Annotated in this window: 15 protein-coding genes; 14 read left to right on the forward strand and 1 reads right to left on the reverse strand. The window is 37.6% G+C overall.

What is annotated here, in order from left to right:
• Nucleotides 1–100: 100 nt before the first annotated feature.
• Nucleotides 101–490, forward strand: a complete 390-nt coding sequence (locus AAGS61_RS06210; protein ID WP_391368850.1) for an FxsA family protein — start codon at nucleotides 101–103, stop codon at nucleotides 488–490.
• On the opposite strand, the gene AAGS61_RS06215 is transcribed toward AAGS61_RS06210, so the two are convergent.
• A complete protein-coding gene (locus AAGS61_RS06215; protein ID WP_391369333.1) occupies nucleotides 474–1,427 on the reverse strand; it encodes an AI-2E family transporter in 954 nt (317 codons plus the stop codon). The two genes, AAGS61_RS06210 and AAGS61_RS06215, sit on opposite strands and share 17 nt — an antisense overlap.
• Nucleotides 1,428–1,682: 255 nt before the next feature.
• Between AAGS61_RS06215 and citZ the strand changes: the two genes are divergently transcribed.
• The 13 genes from citZ to mutM all read left to right on the forward strand — a co-directional run bounded on the left by citZ (nucleotide 1,683) and on the right by mutM (nucleotide 18,653).
• Nucleotides 1,683–2,798, forward strand: coding sequence for a citrate synthase (citZ, locus tag AAGS61_RS06220; protein WP_391368853.1), 1,116 nt, complete (start codon nucleotides 1,683–1,685; stop codon nucleotides 2,796–2,798).
• Nucleotides 2,799–2,878: 80 nt separating this feature from the next.
• Nucleotides 2,879–4,141: an NADP-dependent isocitrate dehydrogenase gene (gene icd, locus AAGS61_RS06225; RefSeq protein ID WP_391368855.1), complete on the forward strand. Its 1,263-nt coding sequence runs from the start codon at nucleotides 2,879–2,881 to the stop codon at nucleotides 4,139–4,141.
• Nucleotides 4,142–4,350: 209 nt separating this feature from the next.
• The gene (gene mdh, locus AAGS61_RS06230) at nucleotides 4,351–5,289 is read left to right on the forward strand and encodes a malate dehydrogenase (protein ID WP_391368858.1); all 939 of its coding nucleotides are present in this window, start codon (nucleotides 4,351–4,353) and stop codon (nucleotides 5,287–5,289) included.
• Nucleotides 5,290–5,836: 547 nt separating this feature from the next.
• Nucleotides 5,837–6,271: a MaoC/PaaZ C-terminal domain-containing protein gene (locus tag AAGS61_RS06235; protein ID WP_391368861.1), complete on the forward strand. Its 435-nt coding sequence runs from the start codon at nucleotides 5,837–5,839 to the stop codon at nucleotides 6,269–6,271.
• A gap of 45 nt (nucleotides 6,272–6,316) precedes the next feature.
• Nucleotides 6,317–7,027: a response regulator transcription factor gene (locus tag AAGS61_RS06240; protein WP_391368864.1), complete on the forward strand. Its 711-nt coding sequence runs from the start codon at nucleotides 6,317–6,319 to the stop codon at nucleotides 7,025–7,027.
• Nucleotides 7,024–8,568, forward strand: coding sequence for a two-component system histidine kinase PnpS (gene pnpS, locus AAGS61_RS06245; protein WP_391368867.1), 1,545 nt, complete (start codon nucleotides 7,024–7,026; stop codon nucleotides 8,566–8,568). The genes AAGS61_RS06240 and pnpS overlap by 4 nt, the downstream gene beginning before the upstream one ends.
• Nucleotides 8,569–8,945: 377 nt before the next feature.
• Nucleotides 8,946–9,902, forward strand: a complete 957-nt coding sequence (gene hflK / locus AAGS61_RS06250; RefSeq protein ID WP_391368870.1) for an FtsH protease activity modulator HflK — start codon at nucleotides 8,946–8,948, stop codon at nucleotides 9,900–9,902.
• Complete coding sequence (hflC, locus tag AAGS61_RS06255) at nucleotides 9,902–10,957, forward strand: protease modulator HflC (RefSeq protein ID WP_391368873.1); 1,056 nt, start codon at nucleotides 9,902–9,904, stop codon at nucleotides 10,955–10,957. The genes hflK and hflC overlap by 1 nt, the downstream gene beginning before the upstream one ends.
• A 170-nt stretch (nucleotides 10,958–11,127) precedes the next feature.
• The gene (locus AAGS61_RS06260) at nucleotides 11,128–12,243 is read left to right on the forward strand and encodes an ATP-grasp domain-containing protein (protein ID WP_391368875.1); all 1,116 of its coding nucleotides are present in this window, start codon (nucleotides 11,128–11,130) and stop codon (nucleotides 12,241–12,243) included.
• A gap of 19 nt (nucleotides 12,244–12,262) precedes the next feature.
• Nucleotides 12,263–13,942 carry a methyl-accepting chemotaxis protein gene (locus AAGS61_RS06265; protein ID WP_391368878.1) on the forward strand — a complete coding sequence of 560 codons (1,680 nt, stop codon included), beginning with the start codon at nucleotides 12,263–12,265 and terminating at the stop codon, nucleotides 13,940–13,942.
• Between the two features lie 672 nt (nucleotides 13,943–14,614).
• Nucleotides 14,615–15,049 (forward strand): DNA polymerase I, encoded by a 435-nt coding sequence (locus AAGS61_RS06270; RefSeq protein WP_391368881.1) that lies wholly within the window; start codon nucleotides 14,615–14,617, stop codon nucleotides 15,047–15,049.
• Nucleotides 15,050–15,143: 94 nt separating this feature from the next.
• Complete coding sequence (polA, locus tag AAGS61_RS06275; protein ID WP_391368883.1) at nucleotides 15,144–17,771, forward strand: DNA polymerase I; 2,628 nt, start codon at nucleotides 15,144–15,146, stop codon at nucleotides 17,769–17,771.
• 9 nt (nucleotides 17,772–17,780) lie between these two features.
• Nucleotides 17,781–18,653 carry a bifunctional DNA-formamidopyrimidine glycosylase/DNA-(apurinic or apyrimidinic site) lyase gene (gene mutM, locus AAGS61_RS06280; RefSeq protein ID WP_391368886.1) on the forward strand — a complete coding sequence of 291 codons (873 nt, stop codon included), beginning with the start codon at nucleotides 17,781–17,783 and terminating at the stop codon, nucleotides 18,651–18,653.
• Nucleotide 18,654: the final 1 nt, after the last annotated feature.

The following is an 18,654-nucleotide window of genomic DNA, read 5'->3' on the forward strand; positions in this document are numbered from 1 at the left end:
TAAATATTTACTAAGAAATAGCCTCGTCCCAAGACCCATCTCAAAATGTCTTTTTGAAACTTTTTCGTGTGCTATTCGTATATAGTAGAGGGTGAATTTTATGAGAAACTTTTTATTCGTATTGATCGCTTTCATGTTTGCAGAAATTGCAACATTTATCGTAGTAGGGAAATGGCTTGGGGTATTTCCAACATTAATGTTAATTGTGTTAACAGGTGCCCTTGGTGTGTATATGTTAAAAAAACAAGGAACAAAATCATTGCAAAGTATTCAAACTGCGATTGCACAAGGACAAGCACCAGGTGTTGCGTTAGTAGAAGCATTTATGATGTTTGTTGGTGCAGTATTATTAGTACTACCAGGTTTTTTATCCGATATTATGGGGCTAATGATGTTCACGTCCTTCACACGCGGTCTCTTTAAACCTATTATTTTCTTGTGGTTGCGTAGAAGCATGAGAAATAGCCGAACGATTATCGTCCAAAGATAGATTTTTCTCTCAGTTTGACGGCGATAAGTAAGAAGAAAGGGCTTAATAAAATACCGTAAAAACCGAATAGCAATACAGAGGCAGCGCTGATGAAAAACGAATGGACGGTCCGCACATGAAATGTGGATGCCCATAAAAATGATTCAGTTAGCTGCCTTGTTGTTTGTATAAAGATATACAAAATAACAACGGCGATACATAAAATTACTTCTTCCACTATATAAAAATAAATTGCTAATGGTACGAGTACAAAGCCGATACCGAAAAATGGTAAGCAGTCCGCTAATGCGATGAAAAATGCTTTCGGCAACGGATATGAAAAGCCGAGTAGCCAAAAACCGAGTGCTAGTAGTAAAAAAGTTAAGGCAATTAACCGAACTTCAACATATAAAAACGTTGTGAAAATGCTCATCGCACTTTTAAAATAGCTTTTCCAAGTTTCGCGCACAGAGGTAGGCGTGTACACAAAAAACCAGTAGCGATCACGCTTACTTTCAAATAAAGCAAAGTAAAAGGCCATAATAAAAATAATCATTTCAAATAAATAACTGAAAATTTCCCTCGTGGCATTAATGCTGATCGTAGCAATTTGATCAATTGCAGATAATCCCGATTCTAAAAGAGCTTTTAAAATTGGGTGGGAAAAAATATCACTCGAAACCATATCTTGCAGTTGAGGGAATATTAGCATAAAACTATCAATCATGAATCGAATCAGCCAATAAAGCCCGTAAAAAAATGAAATCGTTGTGATTAATACGACAATAACGTAAGGAATTTTAAGCTTTTTATAAAAAAATAAAAGGAATGGGTAAAAAAGTGTAGCGCAAAATATGCCAAGTGTAATAGGAGATAGGAAAATTAATAGTGCTAAGTATAGTAATAATAATAAAAATTTCTTAGTGCTTTCGTATGAAAAAGCAAAAAAATTATTCATCAAAAAATAGCTCACCTCTGTTTTATGTGATGTATATCTCGTTATAAACATTTTTTTCTCTTTGGGGAGGTTTTTTTATCCGTAATGCAAGAAATTCTTGAATTATTCTGTTTTCATTCACAAAGCCGTCAAAATTTATTATAATGTTCCATGTAAGCGATTTACTTATAGGTTAATTGAGCAGAACTTAAGTGTCTTTTCAACTAAAAAGAAAGCACTTACAAAAAAATTATAATCATGAAGGAGCGAATTATTATGTCAACAACTAAAGGCTTAGAAGGCATTGTTGCTGCAGAGTCAAAAATCAGTTCAATTATCGATGACACACTTACATATGTAGGTTATAACATCGATGATTTAACGAACAATGCATCGTTTGAAGAAATTATCTACTTATTATGGCATACTCGTTTACCAAAAGCAGACGAGCTTGCTGAGTTAAAACAACAATTAGCAGATAACATGGACATTCCAGCTGCTATTTATGACTTATTCAAATCTATGCCACTTGACACAGTTCATCCAATGGCTGCATTACGTACAGCAGTTTCTATGCTTGGTACATTCGACGCAGAAGCTGATGTTATGGACCCAGAAGCAAACTACCGCAAAGCAGTTCGCTTACAAGCAAAAATTGCTGCAGTAGTAACTGCATTCTCTCGTATCCGTAAAGGATTAGAGCCAATTGCTCCAAAACCAGAACTTGGCTATGCAGCTAACTTCTTATATATGCTTTCTGGTGAAGAACCAGAAGGAATTGCAATCGAAGCGTTCGATAAAGCGTTAATTTTACACGCTGACCACGAGTTAAACGCTTCAACATTCACAGCTCGCGTATGTGTAGCGACATTATCTGATGTATACTCAGGTGTAACTGCTGCAATCGGCGCATTAAAAGGTCCATTACATGGCGGTGCGAACGAGCAAGTTATGAAGATGTTATCAGAAATCGGTTCAATCGATAATGTTGAGTCTTACGTTCAAGGTAAACTTGACAATAAAGAGAAAATCATGGGCTTCGGTCACCGCGTATACCGCAAAGGCGACCCACGTGCACCACACTTACGTGAAATGTCTCAGAAGTTAACTGCTTTAACTGGTAAACCAGAACTTTACGAAATGTCAGTGAAAATCCACGACATGATCGTAGAACAAAAAGGTCTTCCAGCAAACGTAGACTTCTTCTCAGCATCAGTTTATGATTCTTTAGGTATTGAACATGACTTATTCACACCAATCTTTGCTGTATCTCGTACATCAGGTTGGGTAGCACACATCCTTGAGCAATATGCTAATAACCGCTTAATTCGTCCACGTGCAGAATATGTTGGACCAGGAATGCAAAAATACGTTCCAATCAACGAGCGCTAATTTAGAAAATATGCTAAACTTATCTAGGACTGTGTGATTTACACAGTCCTAGATTTACGAATATAGGAGGCAAAATATTCATGACGAACAAAATTGTAGTAGAAAATGGCGTGTTAAACGTGCCAAACAACCCAGTTATTCCTTTCATCGAGGGTGACGGTATTGGTCCAGATATTTGGGCAGCAGCTTCTCGCGTAATCGACGCAGCTGTAGAAAAAGCTTACAATGGCGAAAAGAAAATTGAGTGGTTAGAAGTACTTGCTGGTGAGAAAGCATTCAACCAAACGGGCGAATGGTTACCACAAGAAACTTTAGATAAAATCGACGAATATTTAATTGCTATTAAAGGTCCTTTAACAACTCCAATCGGTGGCGGTATCCGTTCCCTAAACGTAGCATTACGTCAAGAATTAGACTTATACGTATGTTTACGTCCAGTACGTCACTTTGATGGTGTTCCTTCTCCAGTTAAACGTCCAGAAGACGTTGACATGGTAATTTTCCGTGAAAACACAGAAGATATCTATGCAGGTATCGAGTACAAAGCTGGTTCAGACGAGCAAAAGAAATTATTAAACTTCTTACAAACTGAACTAGGCGTTAACAAAATCCGCTTCCCTGAAACTTCTGGTTTAGGTATCAAACCTGTTTCTCAAGAAGGTACGGAGCGTTTAGTTCGCGCTGCAATCGAGTATGCAATCAAGCACAACAAACCAAGCGTTACTTTAGTACACAAAGGTAACATCATGAAGTTCACTGAAGGTGGCTTCAAACAATGGGGTTACGATTTAGCTGAGAAAGAATTCGCTGATAAAGTATTCACTTGGAACCAATACGATGCAATCAAAGCTGAGCAAGGCGAAGCTGCTGCTAACGAAGCACAAGCTAAAGCGACTGCTGAAGGCAAAATCATCGTAAAAGATTCTATTGCTGATATCTTCTTACAACAAATTTTAACTCGTCCAACTGAGTTCGATGTAGTAGCTACAATGAACTTAAACGGTGACTATATTTCTGATGCATTAGCTGCACAAGTTGGTGGTATCGGGATCGCTCCAGGTGCGAACATTAACTACGTAACTGGACACGCAATCTTCGAAGCTACTCACGGTACAGCACCAAAATATGCTGGTTTAGATAAAGTAAACCCATCTTCAGTTTTACTTTCAGGCGTATTAATGCTTGAACACCTTGGATGGCAAGAAGCTGCTGACCTAGTTACTAAATCTGTAGAGAAAACAATCTCTTCTAAAGTTGTAACTTACGACTTCGCTCGTTTAATGGAAGGCGCTACAGAAGTAAAATGTTCAGAGTTTGCTAACGAATTAATTAAAAATCTTTAATTTGTAGCTTTCACGTGTCAGTATATGTGAAAAAGTACACAAATTGTTTTGTATACAATAATTTTCCATATAAAATAAATGATTTTTCATACAATTAATTGACGATACTTATAGAAAGTATGACAATGAAGTTGTTAAAAGTAGGGAAGAGACTTGTCTCCTCCCTATTCTTGTATAAAAAATACCTAAATTCAAAGGGGCGTATTCAAATGTCTTTGAAACGTAAAAAAATCTCTGTAATCGGCGGCGGCTTCACAGGTGCTACAGCGGCTTTCTTAGCAGCACAAAAAGAACTTGGTGATGTAGTATTAGTTGACATTCCAGCAGCGGAAAATCCAACTAAAGGTAAAGCTTTAGATATGTGGGAAGCTGCTCCAATTCAAGGTTTTGATTCTTATGTAAAAGGTACTTCTGATTATGCAGACACGGCAGATTCGGACTTAGTGATTATTACTGCTGGTGTTGCTCGTAAACCAGGCATGAGTCGTGATGATTTAGTGCAAATCAACCAAAAAGTAATGATTTCTGTATCTGAACAAATCGCTAAACATTCCCCAAATGCGGTTATTTTAGTATTAACGAACCCGGTTGATGCGATGACTTACACGGTTTACAAAACTACGGGATTCCCGAAAAATCGTGTCATTGGTCAATCGGGTGTCCTAGACACAGCCCGCTTCCGCGCATTCATCGCGGAAGAGTTAAATATTTCTGTAAAAGACATCACTGGTTTCGTATTAGGTGGTCACGGGGATACAATGGTACCACTTACTCGCTACTCATTTGCTGGTGGAATCCCACTAGAAACGTTAATTCCAGCTGACCGTTTAGAAGAAATTGTAGACCGTACGCGCAACGGTGGTGCTGAAATTGTCAACCTTTTGGGGAATGGTTCTGCCTACTACGCTCCAGCTGCAGGCTTAATCGAAATGGCTGAAGCGATTTTAAAAGATCAAAAACGCGTTTTACCATCTATCGCGTACTTAGAAGGCGAATATGGCTATAACGACTTATACTTAGGTGTACCAACATTACTTGGTGCTAATGGTATTGAAAAAATCTTTGAGCTTGAGTTAACAGAGAAAGAAAAAGCAGCATTAGACGTATCTGCAGAAGCAGTTCGTAATGTAATGAGAATTTTAGGTTAATTTTATATGGAGGCTGTCCTGTAAGCTTATGGCTTATGTGGGCAGTCTTTTTTTGTGGAAATTTAATTCAATGCATAAGGTTCAATACAAAAATATGTTCTTGATTAGAAAAGGTAAGAATCTAAAAGCACATGGAGTGAAGGGCGGCGAGTGTAGCTGACGGCATACGCCTTTCGCTACAGAGCAAAGCTTCCAGCGGGAAAAGCTGTAGAAGAACAAAGGCTAAAACCGTCACGTCCTGTGACAACGCCTTTGTGACCAACATCATGTTGGCCCGAGACCCCGCAGGAAATTTATTTGCCACGAAAGCGCAGCGACAGGAGCAGCGAAGGATGAGCGACGAGGAGGCTTGATCTCGCCCGTGGAAAGCGAGTGCCGGAGCGGAAAGCAACGGTTACTCAAATGGGAATAGATTTGGGGATTTGCTCATTATGAGTTCAATGTATAAGGTTGTATCATTCTTCTTCTGATTTAGGAGAATGATTGTGCTTTTTCCTAAAAATTGATACTATAAAATTATTGAAAGTGTAAAGGGGTTGTGTAATATTTGTTACAAAAAAAGAGTAAACCTGGGAAAAGAATTAGTGAAATCCATGTCGGTGAAAAATTACATTTAACAGAAACAATTGAAGACAAAGATTTACTTTTGTATTTAGGTTTAACAAACGATAGTAATCCATTATATATTCAACACGATTATGCATCCAGTACGCCGTTTAAAGCACCAATCGTACCGACAATTATGTTAAATGGCATCATTACATCAGCAATTTCAAAGTATATGCCTGGACCAGGTTCGCATATTCGTGAACAAATGATTACATTTTTAAACCCAGTTTATCATTACGAAACAATTGATTTTACACTACAAGTGGATCATATCGACTATGATAGGCACTTAGTCGATGTCAGTATAAGAGCGTTTAATGAAAAGAAAGCGCCTATTATTGAAGGAGTTGTCAAGGTGAATCCTCCATATTAAAAGGTTTGGAATTGGGGGTTTCAGATCACTTTTGGAGGAACAGTTATGTCAAAAACAATCTTAGTCGTAGAAGATGAAGTATCGATTGCAACGTTATTAAAGTACAACTTAGAACAAGCGGGGTTTAATGTCCTCCTTTCGCACGATGGAAAAGATGGTTTGCAAATAGCACTGAAAGAGTCACCGGATATTATGATTCTTGATTTAATGCTACCGACTTTAGATGGGATGGAAGTATGTAAAGAACTTCGAAGCCAGAAAAAAAATATTCCGATTATTATGCTAACGGCGCGTGATGATGAATTCGATAAAGTATTAGGGCTAGAGCTTGGCGCAGATGATTATATGACAAAGCCATTTAGTCCACGTGAGGTAATAGCGCGTGTAAAAGCTGTCCTTCGTCGTTTTACACCTACACCTGTTGTCGAGGAGATAGAAAGATCGGAAGTATCTTATGAATACGGTGATTTAAAAGTTTTCCCGGACCGTTTTGAGGCGTTTTTAGGAGAGCAATCGCTTGAATTTACACCAAAGGAATTTGAGCTACTTGTTTACTTGCTAGAAAATAAAAATCGTGTATTAACACGTGATCAGTTACTAAGTGCTGTGTGGAATTATGACTTTGTAGGTGATACCCGAATTGTCGATGTACACATTAGTCATCTTCGTGAAAAAATTGAAGAAAATAGCCGTAAACCTGTGTTTATTAAAACGATTCGTGGTCTAGGATATAAATTTGAGGAGCCAAAAAAATGAAAAAATCGATGAGCAATAGCTTGTTTTTTTCATTTGTTTGTTTAGTAGGAATTATTTTAGCTGTCCTAGGCTTTGTAATAGGTCAGCTTTTTCCTTTTTACGCAAATTCGTATATCCAAGAAAATACGATACAATCCCAACAGCAAATGCTTCAAGTGATTGAAGAGTCTGATATTGTATTAAATGATTCAGCAGAACAAGCTTTACTAGCAACGCATGAGCTGCAATTAGAAGAAGATTTCATCAATGAAATGAAAACAAGACTGGCACTTGTTTTATTATTTTTGTTAGTTATTTCCTTTTTGTTAATTAGTATCGTGACAAAAAAAATGATTCAAAAATTTGTAGAGCCAATTGAAAATGTTACGAGAACAGCACAAGAACTGGCTGTCGGTAATTACCGTGCACGTGCATTTGCCAATGGCCCACCAACAGTCATTGAACTGCGAAATTCCATCAATATTTTAGCGCGTAATTTACAAGATATGACGAAAACACGGGAAATCGAAGAAGAACGCTTAAAAACATTAATTGAAAATATGGGCAGTGAATTGTTAATGATCGATCGGGGTGGGCACGTATCAATCGTCAACAAAGTGTTTTTACAGCGATTTGACTATAAATATGAAGAAGTACAAGAAAAGAGCTTTTTATCTCTGCAGTTGCCAAAGGAACTAGAGTTGTTTATAGATCATGTGTTTTTAACAGAGAAACCTTATCGAAAGCAGCTTGAGATGGAAGTGCAACAAGAAATTACGTATAAACTAGCATACGGTGCCCCCGTTGTGGGAGAACATGGACGTTGGCTAGGGGTTGTAGTTGTTATGCATGATGTATCTGAACTGGTACGTCTCGAGCAAATTCGTAAAGACTTTGTCGCGAATGTATCACATGAATTGCGTACACCGATTACATCTATTAAAGGCTTTTCGGAAACGCTACTTGACGGAGCGTATAAAGACGAACGGATGGCATTATCCTTTTTAGAAATTATCCATCAAGAAAGTAATCGATTACAAATGCTTATTCAGGATTTATTGGAGCTTTCGAAAATCGAACAACATGGCTTTTCAGTCGATATCGTGCCGACAAGTTTACAAGAAGTACTCGTACGTGCAGCGGATTTAACAAGTCAACGTTTAGATGAAAAAAATATGCAATTTAACGTTGATTTTAAAGAAGAGTTAATCGTTCAAGGTGACGCGAATCGTCTTATTCAAATTTTCACCAACCTCATTTACAATGCCATCATGTATTCGCCTGAAGAGACGACAATCTCTATACGTATCTTTAAAAAAGATGCATGGGGTGTCGTTGAAATTGAAGACGAGGGCATGGGGATTCAGAAGAGCGAAATTCCACGTGTATTTGAGCGCTTTTATCGAGTGGATAGAGCACGTAGTAGAAATTCAGGTGGTACGGGTCTAGGACTAGCGATCGTTAAGCATTTAGTGGAGGCACACCAGGGGAAAATTCAAGTGGAAAGTGAAGTAGGAAAAGGGACAACAATGCGTATATTACTTCCGCTTCATACGTCTTAACATGAAATTTACAATTCTGACATAGTAAATTAAACTTAATGGGGTAAAGTAAATAGTAGAAACCCCCAAGTTTCAAATTACTAGAAAAAGGGAAGTCCTGAAAATTGTTAGATTTTCCTTTTTCAATAGGCTAATAAAGTAGGTTCACCACCATTTTAGCGCCCTGATTTTTTTTGAAAAGTCTATCGTTTTAGGATGAATATCTAAAGCGGTAGACTTTTTTTTATGGATAAAACAGATAAATTTCAAAGGAAGTACATATAAGAAAAGAAATTACCTCGTGTTATTAGCGCAAGCGGATGTCTTTTCCAATTTTTTCGAAACTTTCTCTAGGTACAAACCGTATATGTACTATACATAAAAGAGGAGGTTTCAACATGAGTGTAAAAAGAGCATTGATGTGGATTGGGCTTGGTTTGTTCGGTATTGTAGCCGTACTAGCTGTCACGACATCGTGGTATACAGTGGATGAATCAGAACAAGCTGTCGTGATTACATTTGGTGAGGCAAAGGATATTATTACAACACCTGGTCTTCATTTTAAAATGCCTTGGCCTATCCAAAAAGTAGAAACAGTATCGCGTGAAACATATAGCTTAACATTTGGTTATCAGCAAAAGGAAGATGGTTCTTCTGATACCGTATCCAATGATGCCAAGATGATTACAGGCGATGAAAAGATTGTGTTAACAGATTTAGTTGTACAATGGCGTATTGTCGATCCGAAAAAATATTTATTCAATTCAACTGATCCAGAAGAAATTTTACATAGTGCGACGTCAAGTGCCATTCGTTCTGTGATCGGCAGTTCAAAAATTGATGAAGCATTAACAGATGGAAAAGCAGAAATTGAAGCCAATACACGTGATTTGCTGGTAGCATTACTTGAAAAATATGATATTGGCATTAGTGTACTAGGTGTTAAGCTACAGGATGTTGAATTGCCGAATAAAGAAGTGCGTGCAGCATTTACAGCTGTAACGGATGCACGTGAAACAAAAAATACAAAAATAAATGAAGCAAAAAAATATGCAAATCAAAAGATTAGTGAAGCAGAAGGGGAAAAAGATGCTATTATTTCTCGTGCAGAAGGGGAGAAGATTGCTCGTATTGAACAGGCAAATGGAGATGTAGCTGTATTTAATAAGCTATATGAGCAGTATGCAGGGAATAAAGCCATTACACGAGAGCGTTTAATGATTGAAACGTTAGAAGAAGTGTTACCGAATGCGCAAATTTATATTATGAATGATGACGGGGAGACACTCAAATATTTACCGATTCAACCTGCCCAAACGCAACAACCGAAAACAGAAGAAGGGAGCGGTAACTGATGACTAACAACAAAGACTTAGACGAGTTCGTACGTAACCTTTTCGGTGGAGATAAAAAGAAACGAAAGGATATTACGCCGAATGAGAGTTCTTCAGATGCTCCTCTTGATGAGGAAGTTGCGAATAAGCCAAAAAAGCAAACGGTGCTCCCTAAAAATAAAAAGCCGATTGATATGAGACAGTGGACAAAAGGCGTTGTTGTAATCGGTGTAGTTTTAGCAGCACTAGTCATTGCAATAGCCAATGTATACATTGTAAAGGAAAATGAATATCGAATTGTTCGTCAATTTGGTGAAGTGGTGAAGTTTGAAAGTGATCCGGGCATTTATATGAAAATCCCGTTTATCCAAAGTGTTGAAACGTTACCGAAAAACTTACAAACGTATGACATGACAGAAGAAGAAATCAATACGTTTGATAAAAAACGCATTATTATTGATAATTATGCTGTTTGGCGTGTGACAGATCCGAAAGCACTGATTTCAAACGCACGTAGTTTAACGAATGCTGAGGCGCGTATGGAAGAGTTTATTTACTCTGTGTTGCGTACAGAGTTAGGCAAATTAAAATATGAAGAAATTATTAACGATGAAAACTCTTCGCGAGGCTCTATTAACGATAAGGTGACAGAGCAAGTGAATAAACTATTAAAGGCAGATAATTACGGAATTGAAGTGGTAGATGTACGCATTCGCCGTACGGATTTACCGACTGAAAACGAGCAATCTGTTTATACACAAATGATTTCGGAGCGTGAATCCATTGCACAGCAGTATTTATCTGAAGGGGATGCCGAGAAAAACCGTATTATGGCGCAAACTGATAAACAGGTACAAGAAATGCTTGCAACAGCCAAAAAAGAAGCCGCACTCATTGCAGCTGAAGGGGAATCACAGGCTGCGAAAATTTATAATGAATCATTTTCGAAAGATCCAGAATTTTATTCATTATATAGGACGTTAGAATCTTATAAGAAAACAATTAATGAAGATACCGTTATTATTCTTCCATCTGATTCACCATATGCTAAAATTTTATCAGGTTACATCGATTGAAATAGAAAAAAGCCGTAAAAGATACCAATCTTTTACGGTTTTTTCGTTTTTTGTAATATTCTAAAAAGTATCTTTTTACCTGTAATTATGTATAATGTTATTGGACTAAAAGACTTTGTGCTGTTGGAGTTATTTATAGGTATTTTTATCTATTCGGGAGGATGATTTAGTTGATATTATTAGATACAACGTATGTATCTCCATTACTGATTGAGGTGCTATCAGCGCATGAAGAAACGATTTATGATGTGAAATATCAACGATTTTTAAAGGCACCTAGCATTTTTCAATCAATCAAACAAAATGAGTCCATTATTATGAATGCTGAAGTAGGGCTCAATTTACTGAACGAACTTTTACCAGAGCATCGATTAACTACACTAGCTAATTTATTTAAAAATAAAATAGCTTTTCGAAAGTTACTAGCATCAAAGTATCCAGGATTCTTCTACCAATCCTGTTCTTTCGAGCAATTAAAAACAATGAATGTGGATGAGCTACCATTTCCTATCGTATTAAAACCGATATTTGGATATGGCAGTGAAGGTGTTTACAAATTTAACGATGGTCAAGCAATGACAGTATTTATGGATACGTATGAACAAGTGAATGAACGAGAAAAGGAACAGTTTATCATTGAGCAATATATTGATGGAAGAGAATTTGCCATTGATTTTTATTATGATGAAGACGGAGCGCCTGTCATTTTAAACATTTTTGCTCGGAAATTTAAAGACAGTAATGATGTAGGGGATCGAATTTACTATACAAGTAAGGCGGTCATAAAATCGACAGTCCATATGTTTGAGCGCTATCTGAAAAATTTCGGCGAGAACTTTCAATTAAAAAGCGTACCTTTACATATTGAGCTTCGCTTAACTCCTTCACATGAAATTATCCCAATTGAAATCAATCCGTTACGGTTTGCTGGAGAGGGAACGACCGAGTTAGGTTATTATGCTTACGGAATCAATCCATATGAGTATTATTTCTCAAAGCGCAAGCCAGATTGGGAAGAAATTATTTCTCAAATGGATGGTGCTATTTATAGCTTTACATGTGCAGAAATCGATCAACATGTTGACCCATCACATATAGAGCACATTGATCATACAGAATTAAAAAAACAGTTTAATGAGGTATTGGATTATCGCGTTTTACCGTTAGAAGGTCGAACAACTTTTGCGGTCGTCTTTTTTAAAAGTCCAACTGAAGAAGAGCATACATACATTTTAAATTTAGACTTTATGCAATTTATAACGTATAAGCAGTATCAATTACAGTAGGATGAAAGGAAATGGAAAAGTGAAGAAGTTTAAAACGATTCGAATGAAAATATTGTTAGGTATCATCATTCCTGTTGTACTAGTGAGTAGTATTTTTGGGGTGTTTTTAAACTACATTACACATTCACTGATAGACGAACATGTAGTACCTAAGTATGAAGATAGCTTAAAATTAAAACTTGAAAAATATAATTCTTTAATAGATGAAGAATTAGTTCAAAGGGCAAAACAAGATCCAACTGCGTATGAAGAACTAAAAAAGATTTCGGATGATTTTCAAAATGAATTTGGTTTAGAAAATGTTTATATTATGAGTAAAGTAGATGGTGAGGAAGTGATTTTAGTATTATCGAATGCAGATGAATACTTAACACCATTAGCGTTTACGAAAGACCAAGCGGATGCTTTACAGACAACCGATGTAATTGTGAGCGACATTTATGAAGATGATTACGGTCATCACATTTCTACATTTTTTCAAGTGTCGAATACAGATTCTGTGCTAGGACTAGATTCTGATGCGGATTTTATTATTGATTTAGAAAAGAAAATTACGACTTTTATTCTAGGTATATTAGCAATTGCGATGGCAATAGGAATTGGGATTGCCCTTTATGTTTCACGTAGTATCAATGTACCGCTTGGCAAATTATTAACGTATACAGAAAAAATAGCACAAGGCGATTTAACAGAAGAACTTACATTAACTAGTGATGATGAACTTGGGCGATTAAGTAATAGTTTCCGAAATATGCAACTGCAGTTAAAGGAAACATTGACGCATGTTGCAACGACGTCTGAGCATGTTCAACAAGGTGCAACCAACTTATCAGAAAGTCTTGAACAACTGACGGTTACATCTGGTCAAGTATCAGATATAATTACTGAAATTGCCACATCTACTGAGCTTATTTCTGCTGGTGCGGACCAAAATCATGTAGCAATCGTCAATATTTCTGAACAAATTCATGCGATTTCAACTGCGTCTAATCATGTGGCGGAAAGTGCACATGAAGCAACAAATGCAGCTTCTATTGGGAATGACGTCATTCAACAATCCGTAAAAGGCATTCAAACGATTGATGAGTCAGCTCGTGCTTCACTTGATATTACTGAGAAAATGAATAATAAATCGATTGAAGTAAGCGAAATTACAAAAATTATTTCTAATATTGCCGATCAAATTAACTTGCTGGCATTAAATGCGGCCATTGAAGCAGCTCGTGCGGGCGAATACGGAAAAGGCTTTGCTGTTGTTGCCGATGAAATTCGTTCACTTGCAGAACAATCTTCTAAATCAACAAGTAATATTGCGACACTGATTACGGATATGCGAAACGACTCCACGGAATCGGTTAGGGCGATTTCAGATGTAGTACAAAAAATTGAGGGCGAAAGTAAATCCATTTATTCAGCGGGTGAAACGTTTACGCAAATTGTGACAGTGATTAACAATATGAGTGACGAAATTCAATCCATTACTGCAACGGTTGAAGAGATTGCGGCAAGCTCAAGTGAAGTAATGAATACGACAAATACGACGGTATCGTTACTCCAAAATTCTTCTGAACATGCACAAGGCATTGTGGCATCAGTAGAAGAGCAAACAGCTTCAACAGAAGAAATGTATAGTATCGCAACTCAATTAAATGACATGGTCAATGCACTAAACGAACAAATGACGAAATTTAAATTATAGAACAGCTTGTTTACGTATATTCTTTCATAGTCCCCCAACTATCTAACAGAGTATAGGAAATTTTCCTATACTCTTAACTATTTCCTCTTATAGAAATCAAAAATCTATTAAAAGATAACAAGAATCTTGTTATACTAGATAGGAACTCGCAATGAGCAAAAATACATCCTGAAAATGCTAATTAAATAGTAAGAGATATTAAAAGAAAGTAGTATCATAGCCTCCGCGCTTTGCCACAGCCTACACAGGAGCTAAAACAGGCGTGGCCTGTTTGGATCTCCTGTTCCGGCTCCTGTGGCTATGGCGCGCTACGGCAAAAGTGAATACTTCTCGATATTCTAGAAAAATATTTCTATTATCTAAAAGAAATCATTTTCTTTCTCTTTGCAAATATAATTGCCTAGCTTCTACTGTAATGAATGAGAATCTTTCATTATTTTTAAGTAACCGATTTTGTATGGAACAGTAGTTGCTTGTAGCGGAGGCACGAGACTCCTACGGGAAAAGCGAGGTAATCAAGACCCCGCAGGAGCGAAGGATGAGCGACGAGGAGGCTTGATCTCGCCCGTGGAAAGCGAGTGCCGCAGCGGAAAGCAACGGTTACTCAAATGGTAATATATGTTTTGGGTGTTGCTCATTATGAGTAGGAAGTTAGAATTGGGGGAATGGACGTTGAACAGAATTATTCAAAATGTATTGTTGTCCTTTGCTATGGCTGCTTCAGTTAGTGCTTGGTATAATCAGGCAGACTTTAGCATCATGAATATAAAATTGTTAACTGTGCCGGTGTTTTTCCTAATGGTTTATGGATTAAGTTTAGTGATCGCAGAAGATGTGCGCAATGCGTTTAAAAAAGTGTTATGGTTTGATAAGCGAGAAGATAAGCGCCCCATTTGGCAAGTGGGGGTTGGAATCATTTTCTTCTTTGCGCAAATTGGCTTTGTTGAAACATTTGCACGTAGTCTTATGCAATTTAATTTAGCTGGTATGCCATTATATATCATTTTCTCATTTATGAACGCCTTTTTATTGACTGTTATTTATGAAGAAATTTTTTATGTAGAAGAAAAGGTTGCTAAACAATATAAGTTCAAAAAGTTAAAGTAAGATGCGAGCGTATAGCTTAGCATCTTTTTTTGTTTTTAAAATACGTACATATGTTTTACAATAGAGAAGACTTGAATTGACGGAGGATGATACGATGACAAAGGAGAAAGTGCTACTTTTAGATGGAAATAGTTTAGCATACAGGGCATTTTTCGCGTTGCCCCTTTTAACGAACGACCAAGGTATCCATACGAATGCAACATATGGCTTTACGATGATGCTACAAAAGATTGTAGAGGAGGAACAGCCGACAAAAATGCTTGTGGCATTTGATGCGGGGAAAACGACATTCCGACATGAATCTTATGGCGAGTATAAAGGTGGTCGTCAAAAAACACCACCTGAACTGTCAGAGCAATTTCCGTATATTCGAAAATTAATCGATGCATACAATATTAAGCGCTATGAATTGCCGATGTACGAAGCAGATGACATTATCGGAACACTTGCTAAACAAGCGACAGGCGAAGAGATGGAAGTCGTAATCGTATCCGGAGATAAAGATTTAACGCAATTAGCAAATGACCATGTAACCGTTTATGTAACACGTAAAGGGATTACGGATATTGAAAAATATACACCTGCTCATATCGAAGAAAAGTACGGTTTAGCGCCACATCAAATTATCGATATGAAAGGACTAATGGGCGATGCTTCAGATAATATTCCAGGTGTTCCTGGCGTTGGTGAAAAAACAGCGATTAAATTATTAAAAGAGTATGGCTCCGTTGAATCGCTTTACGTGGCAATTGATACGATGAAAGCGTCAAAAATGAAAGAAAAGCTTGTCGCGAATGAAGAGCAAGCACATCTGTCTAAAAAGTTGGCGACGATTTATACAGAAGCACCTGTTGAGATAAGTTTAGGTGAATTAAATTATCCTGGACCAAATGAGGAAGAGTTATTAACGGTTTGGAAAGAGCTTGGTTTTAAATCATTAATTGAAAAAAGTGATTTCCAAGGGGAACAAGCGGAACAAGCAGAAATTACAGTTGAAATTGTGAACGATGTAACAGCAACTATGTTAGCGAATCGAATGGCGATACATGTGGAGCTTGAAAATGAGCATTATCATGGTTGTAAAGTGTTTGGCATAAGCTTAACAGATGGGCAGCATACATTATATGTGCCAATTTACGACACGATTACAAATGAAGCATTAATAGCTTGGCTAAAAGATGAAACGAAAGAAAAATATATGGCTGATAGTAAAGCGACACAGGCCATTTTACAGCGAATGGGTATTGAATTGCGCGGTGTAACGTTTGACTTACTATTAGCGAGTTATATTGTCAATCCAGCGATTTCAGGTGACGATGTACAAGCATTGGCAAAAGAGTTTGGCTATACAAATGTCCAGTCAAATGAAGCGGTATATGGAAAGGGCGCTAAATGGACACGTCCAGAAGAACAAGTTCTTGCAGAGCATGTAGCACGAAAAGCGTTAGCGATATGGCATTTGCAACCGACACTGGAGGAAAAGTTAAAAGAAAATGAGCAGTTTGCGCTCTATAAAAACTTAGAATTACCACTTGCCTCTATTCTTGGCAAAATGGAATCACGAGGGATTACTGTACGTGTGGATACGCTTCAGCAAATGGGAGAAGACTTAGCGGAAAAGCTAGATGAAATTGAAGCAAAAATTTACGAGCTAGCAGGTGAAACCTTTAATATTAATTCACCGAAACAATTAGGGGTCATTTTATTTGATAAGCTAGGTTTACCAGTCATTAAGAAAACGAAGACAGGGTACTCTACAGCCGCAGATGTATTGGAAAAATTAAAAGCTGAGCACGATGTCGTAAAATACATTTTAGATTATCGTCAGCTAGCGAAATTACAATCCACATATATTGAAGGGCTTATGAAAGTTGTCGGTGATGATGAGAAAGTACACACACGCTTCCAACAAGCGTTAACAGCGACCGGTCGTTTGAGTTCAACAGATCCGAATTTACAAAACATCCCGATTCGACTGGAAGAGGGACGTAAAATTCGTCAAGCATTTGTGCCATCTAAGCCAGGATGGGTGCTTTTTGCAGCAGACTATTCACAAATCGAGTTGCGTGTATTAGCGCATATGTGTGAAGATCCGACCTTAGTAGAAGCGTTCCGTGAAGGGATGGATATTCATACGCGTACAGCGATGGATGTATTTGGTGTAGAAAAGCCTGAAGAAGTGACATCGAATATGCGTCGTGCAGCAAAAGCTGTAAACTTCGGAATTATTTACGGTATTAGTGATTACGGTTTATCGCAAAATTTAGATATTACACGGAAGGAAGCCGCGACATTTATTGAAAACTATTTAGCGAGTTTCCCAGGTGTAAAAGGCTATATGGACTCGATCGTGTCAGAAGCGAAGAAAAATGGGTACGTTACAACGATATTAAATCGTCGACGTTACTTACCAGAAATCAATAGTTCTAACTTTAATTTACGTAGTTTTGCAGAGCGTACAGCGATGAATACACCGATTCAAGGAAGTGCGGCAGATATTATTAAAAAGGCGATGATTGATATGGATGCTCGTCTTCAAGTGGAAGGTTTGCAAGCAAAGCTATTACTCCAAGTGCATGACGAATTAATTTTCGAAGTACTACAAGAGGAAATTGAAATTTTAGAGCGTATCGTACCAGAAGTAATGGAAAATGCCATTGAGCTAAAGGTGCCGTTAAAGGTTGATTTTTCTTACGGTCCAACGTGGTATGACGCGAAGTAAGGAGGAATTATGCCAGAATTACCAGAAGTAGAAGGCGTTGTCCGTGATTTGAAGCCCCTAATTGAAGGGAAAACGATTGAGCGCGTTATGTTTTCTGAAGTTGTATATAACGCAGCCGCGCAAGGGAAACAATGTATTGTGAAAAATGCCCATCCTACCGATTTTGAACTTGTCGTTTCGGGGTTGAAGATCGAACAGGTCATGCGTCGTTCAAAGTATATTTTCCTTCATGTATCAAAGGGCGGAGATTCATTTTTGCTCATTAGTCATTTAGGGATGTCGGGGGCTTGGTTTGTCGTCAATCATTTAGATGAAATCGCTGAACCGAAGTTTCGGAAACATGTACATGCGGTGTTTACATTAAATACAGGGGAACTGCTTGTATATGCAGACATTCGTCGTTTTGGTGAGTTGCGTTTTGTGAAGGAAATTGCAGATCATCCGCCACTGACGTTAATGGCACCAGAGCCATTTGACCAGGATGCGTGTGATTATTTTTTAGCCAAATGTGAAAAGCCGAAATATGCCAATAAGCCAATAAAAGAGGTCATTATGGACGGACAAGTAATTTCAGGTTGTGGTAATATTTATGCGACGGAAAGCTTATTTGCCGTGAAAATTCTGCCAACACGTAAAACGAGTCAAATTAGTAAGGAACACAAAGTGGAATTGTTTGAAGCTATTTGTGCGGTACTTCGCGAAAGTATTGACAATGGTGGGTCAACGATTTCCGATTATCGCAGTGTCAATGGTGGGGCAGGAAACATGCAAGATCGTTTAAAAATGTACAGTAAAAAAGTATGCTTAGTATGTCACAATGAGACAGAGGCCGTTGTGATTGCAGGGCGCACATCAACGTATTGTCCAAGCTGTCAAAAGTAGG

The organism is Lysinibacillus sp. KU-BSD001 (assembly GCF_042920265.1).
In the GTDB taxonomy this organism is placed as follows: domain Bacteria; phylum Bacillota; class Bacilli; order Bacillales_A; family Planococcaceae; genus Lysinibacillus_B.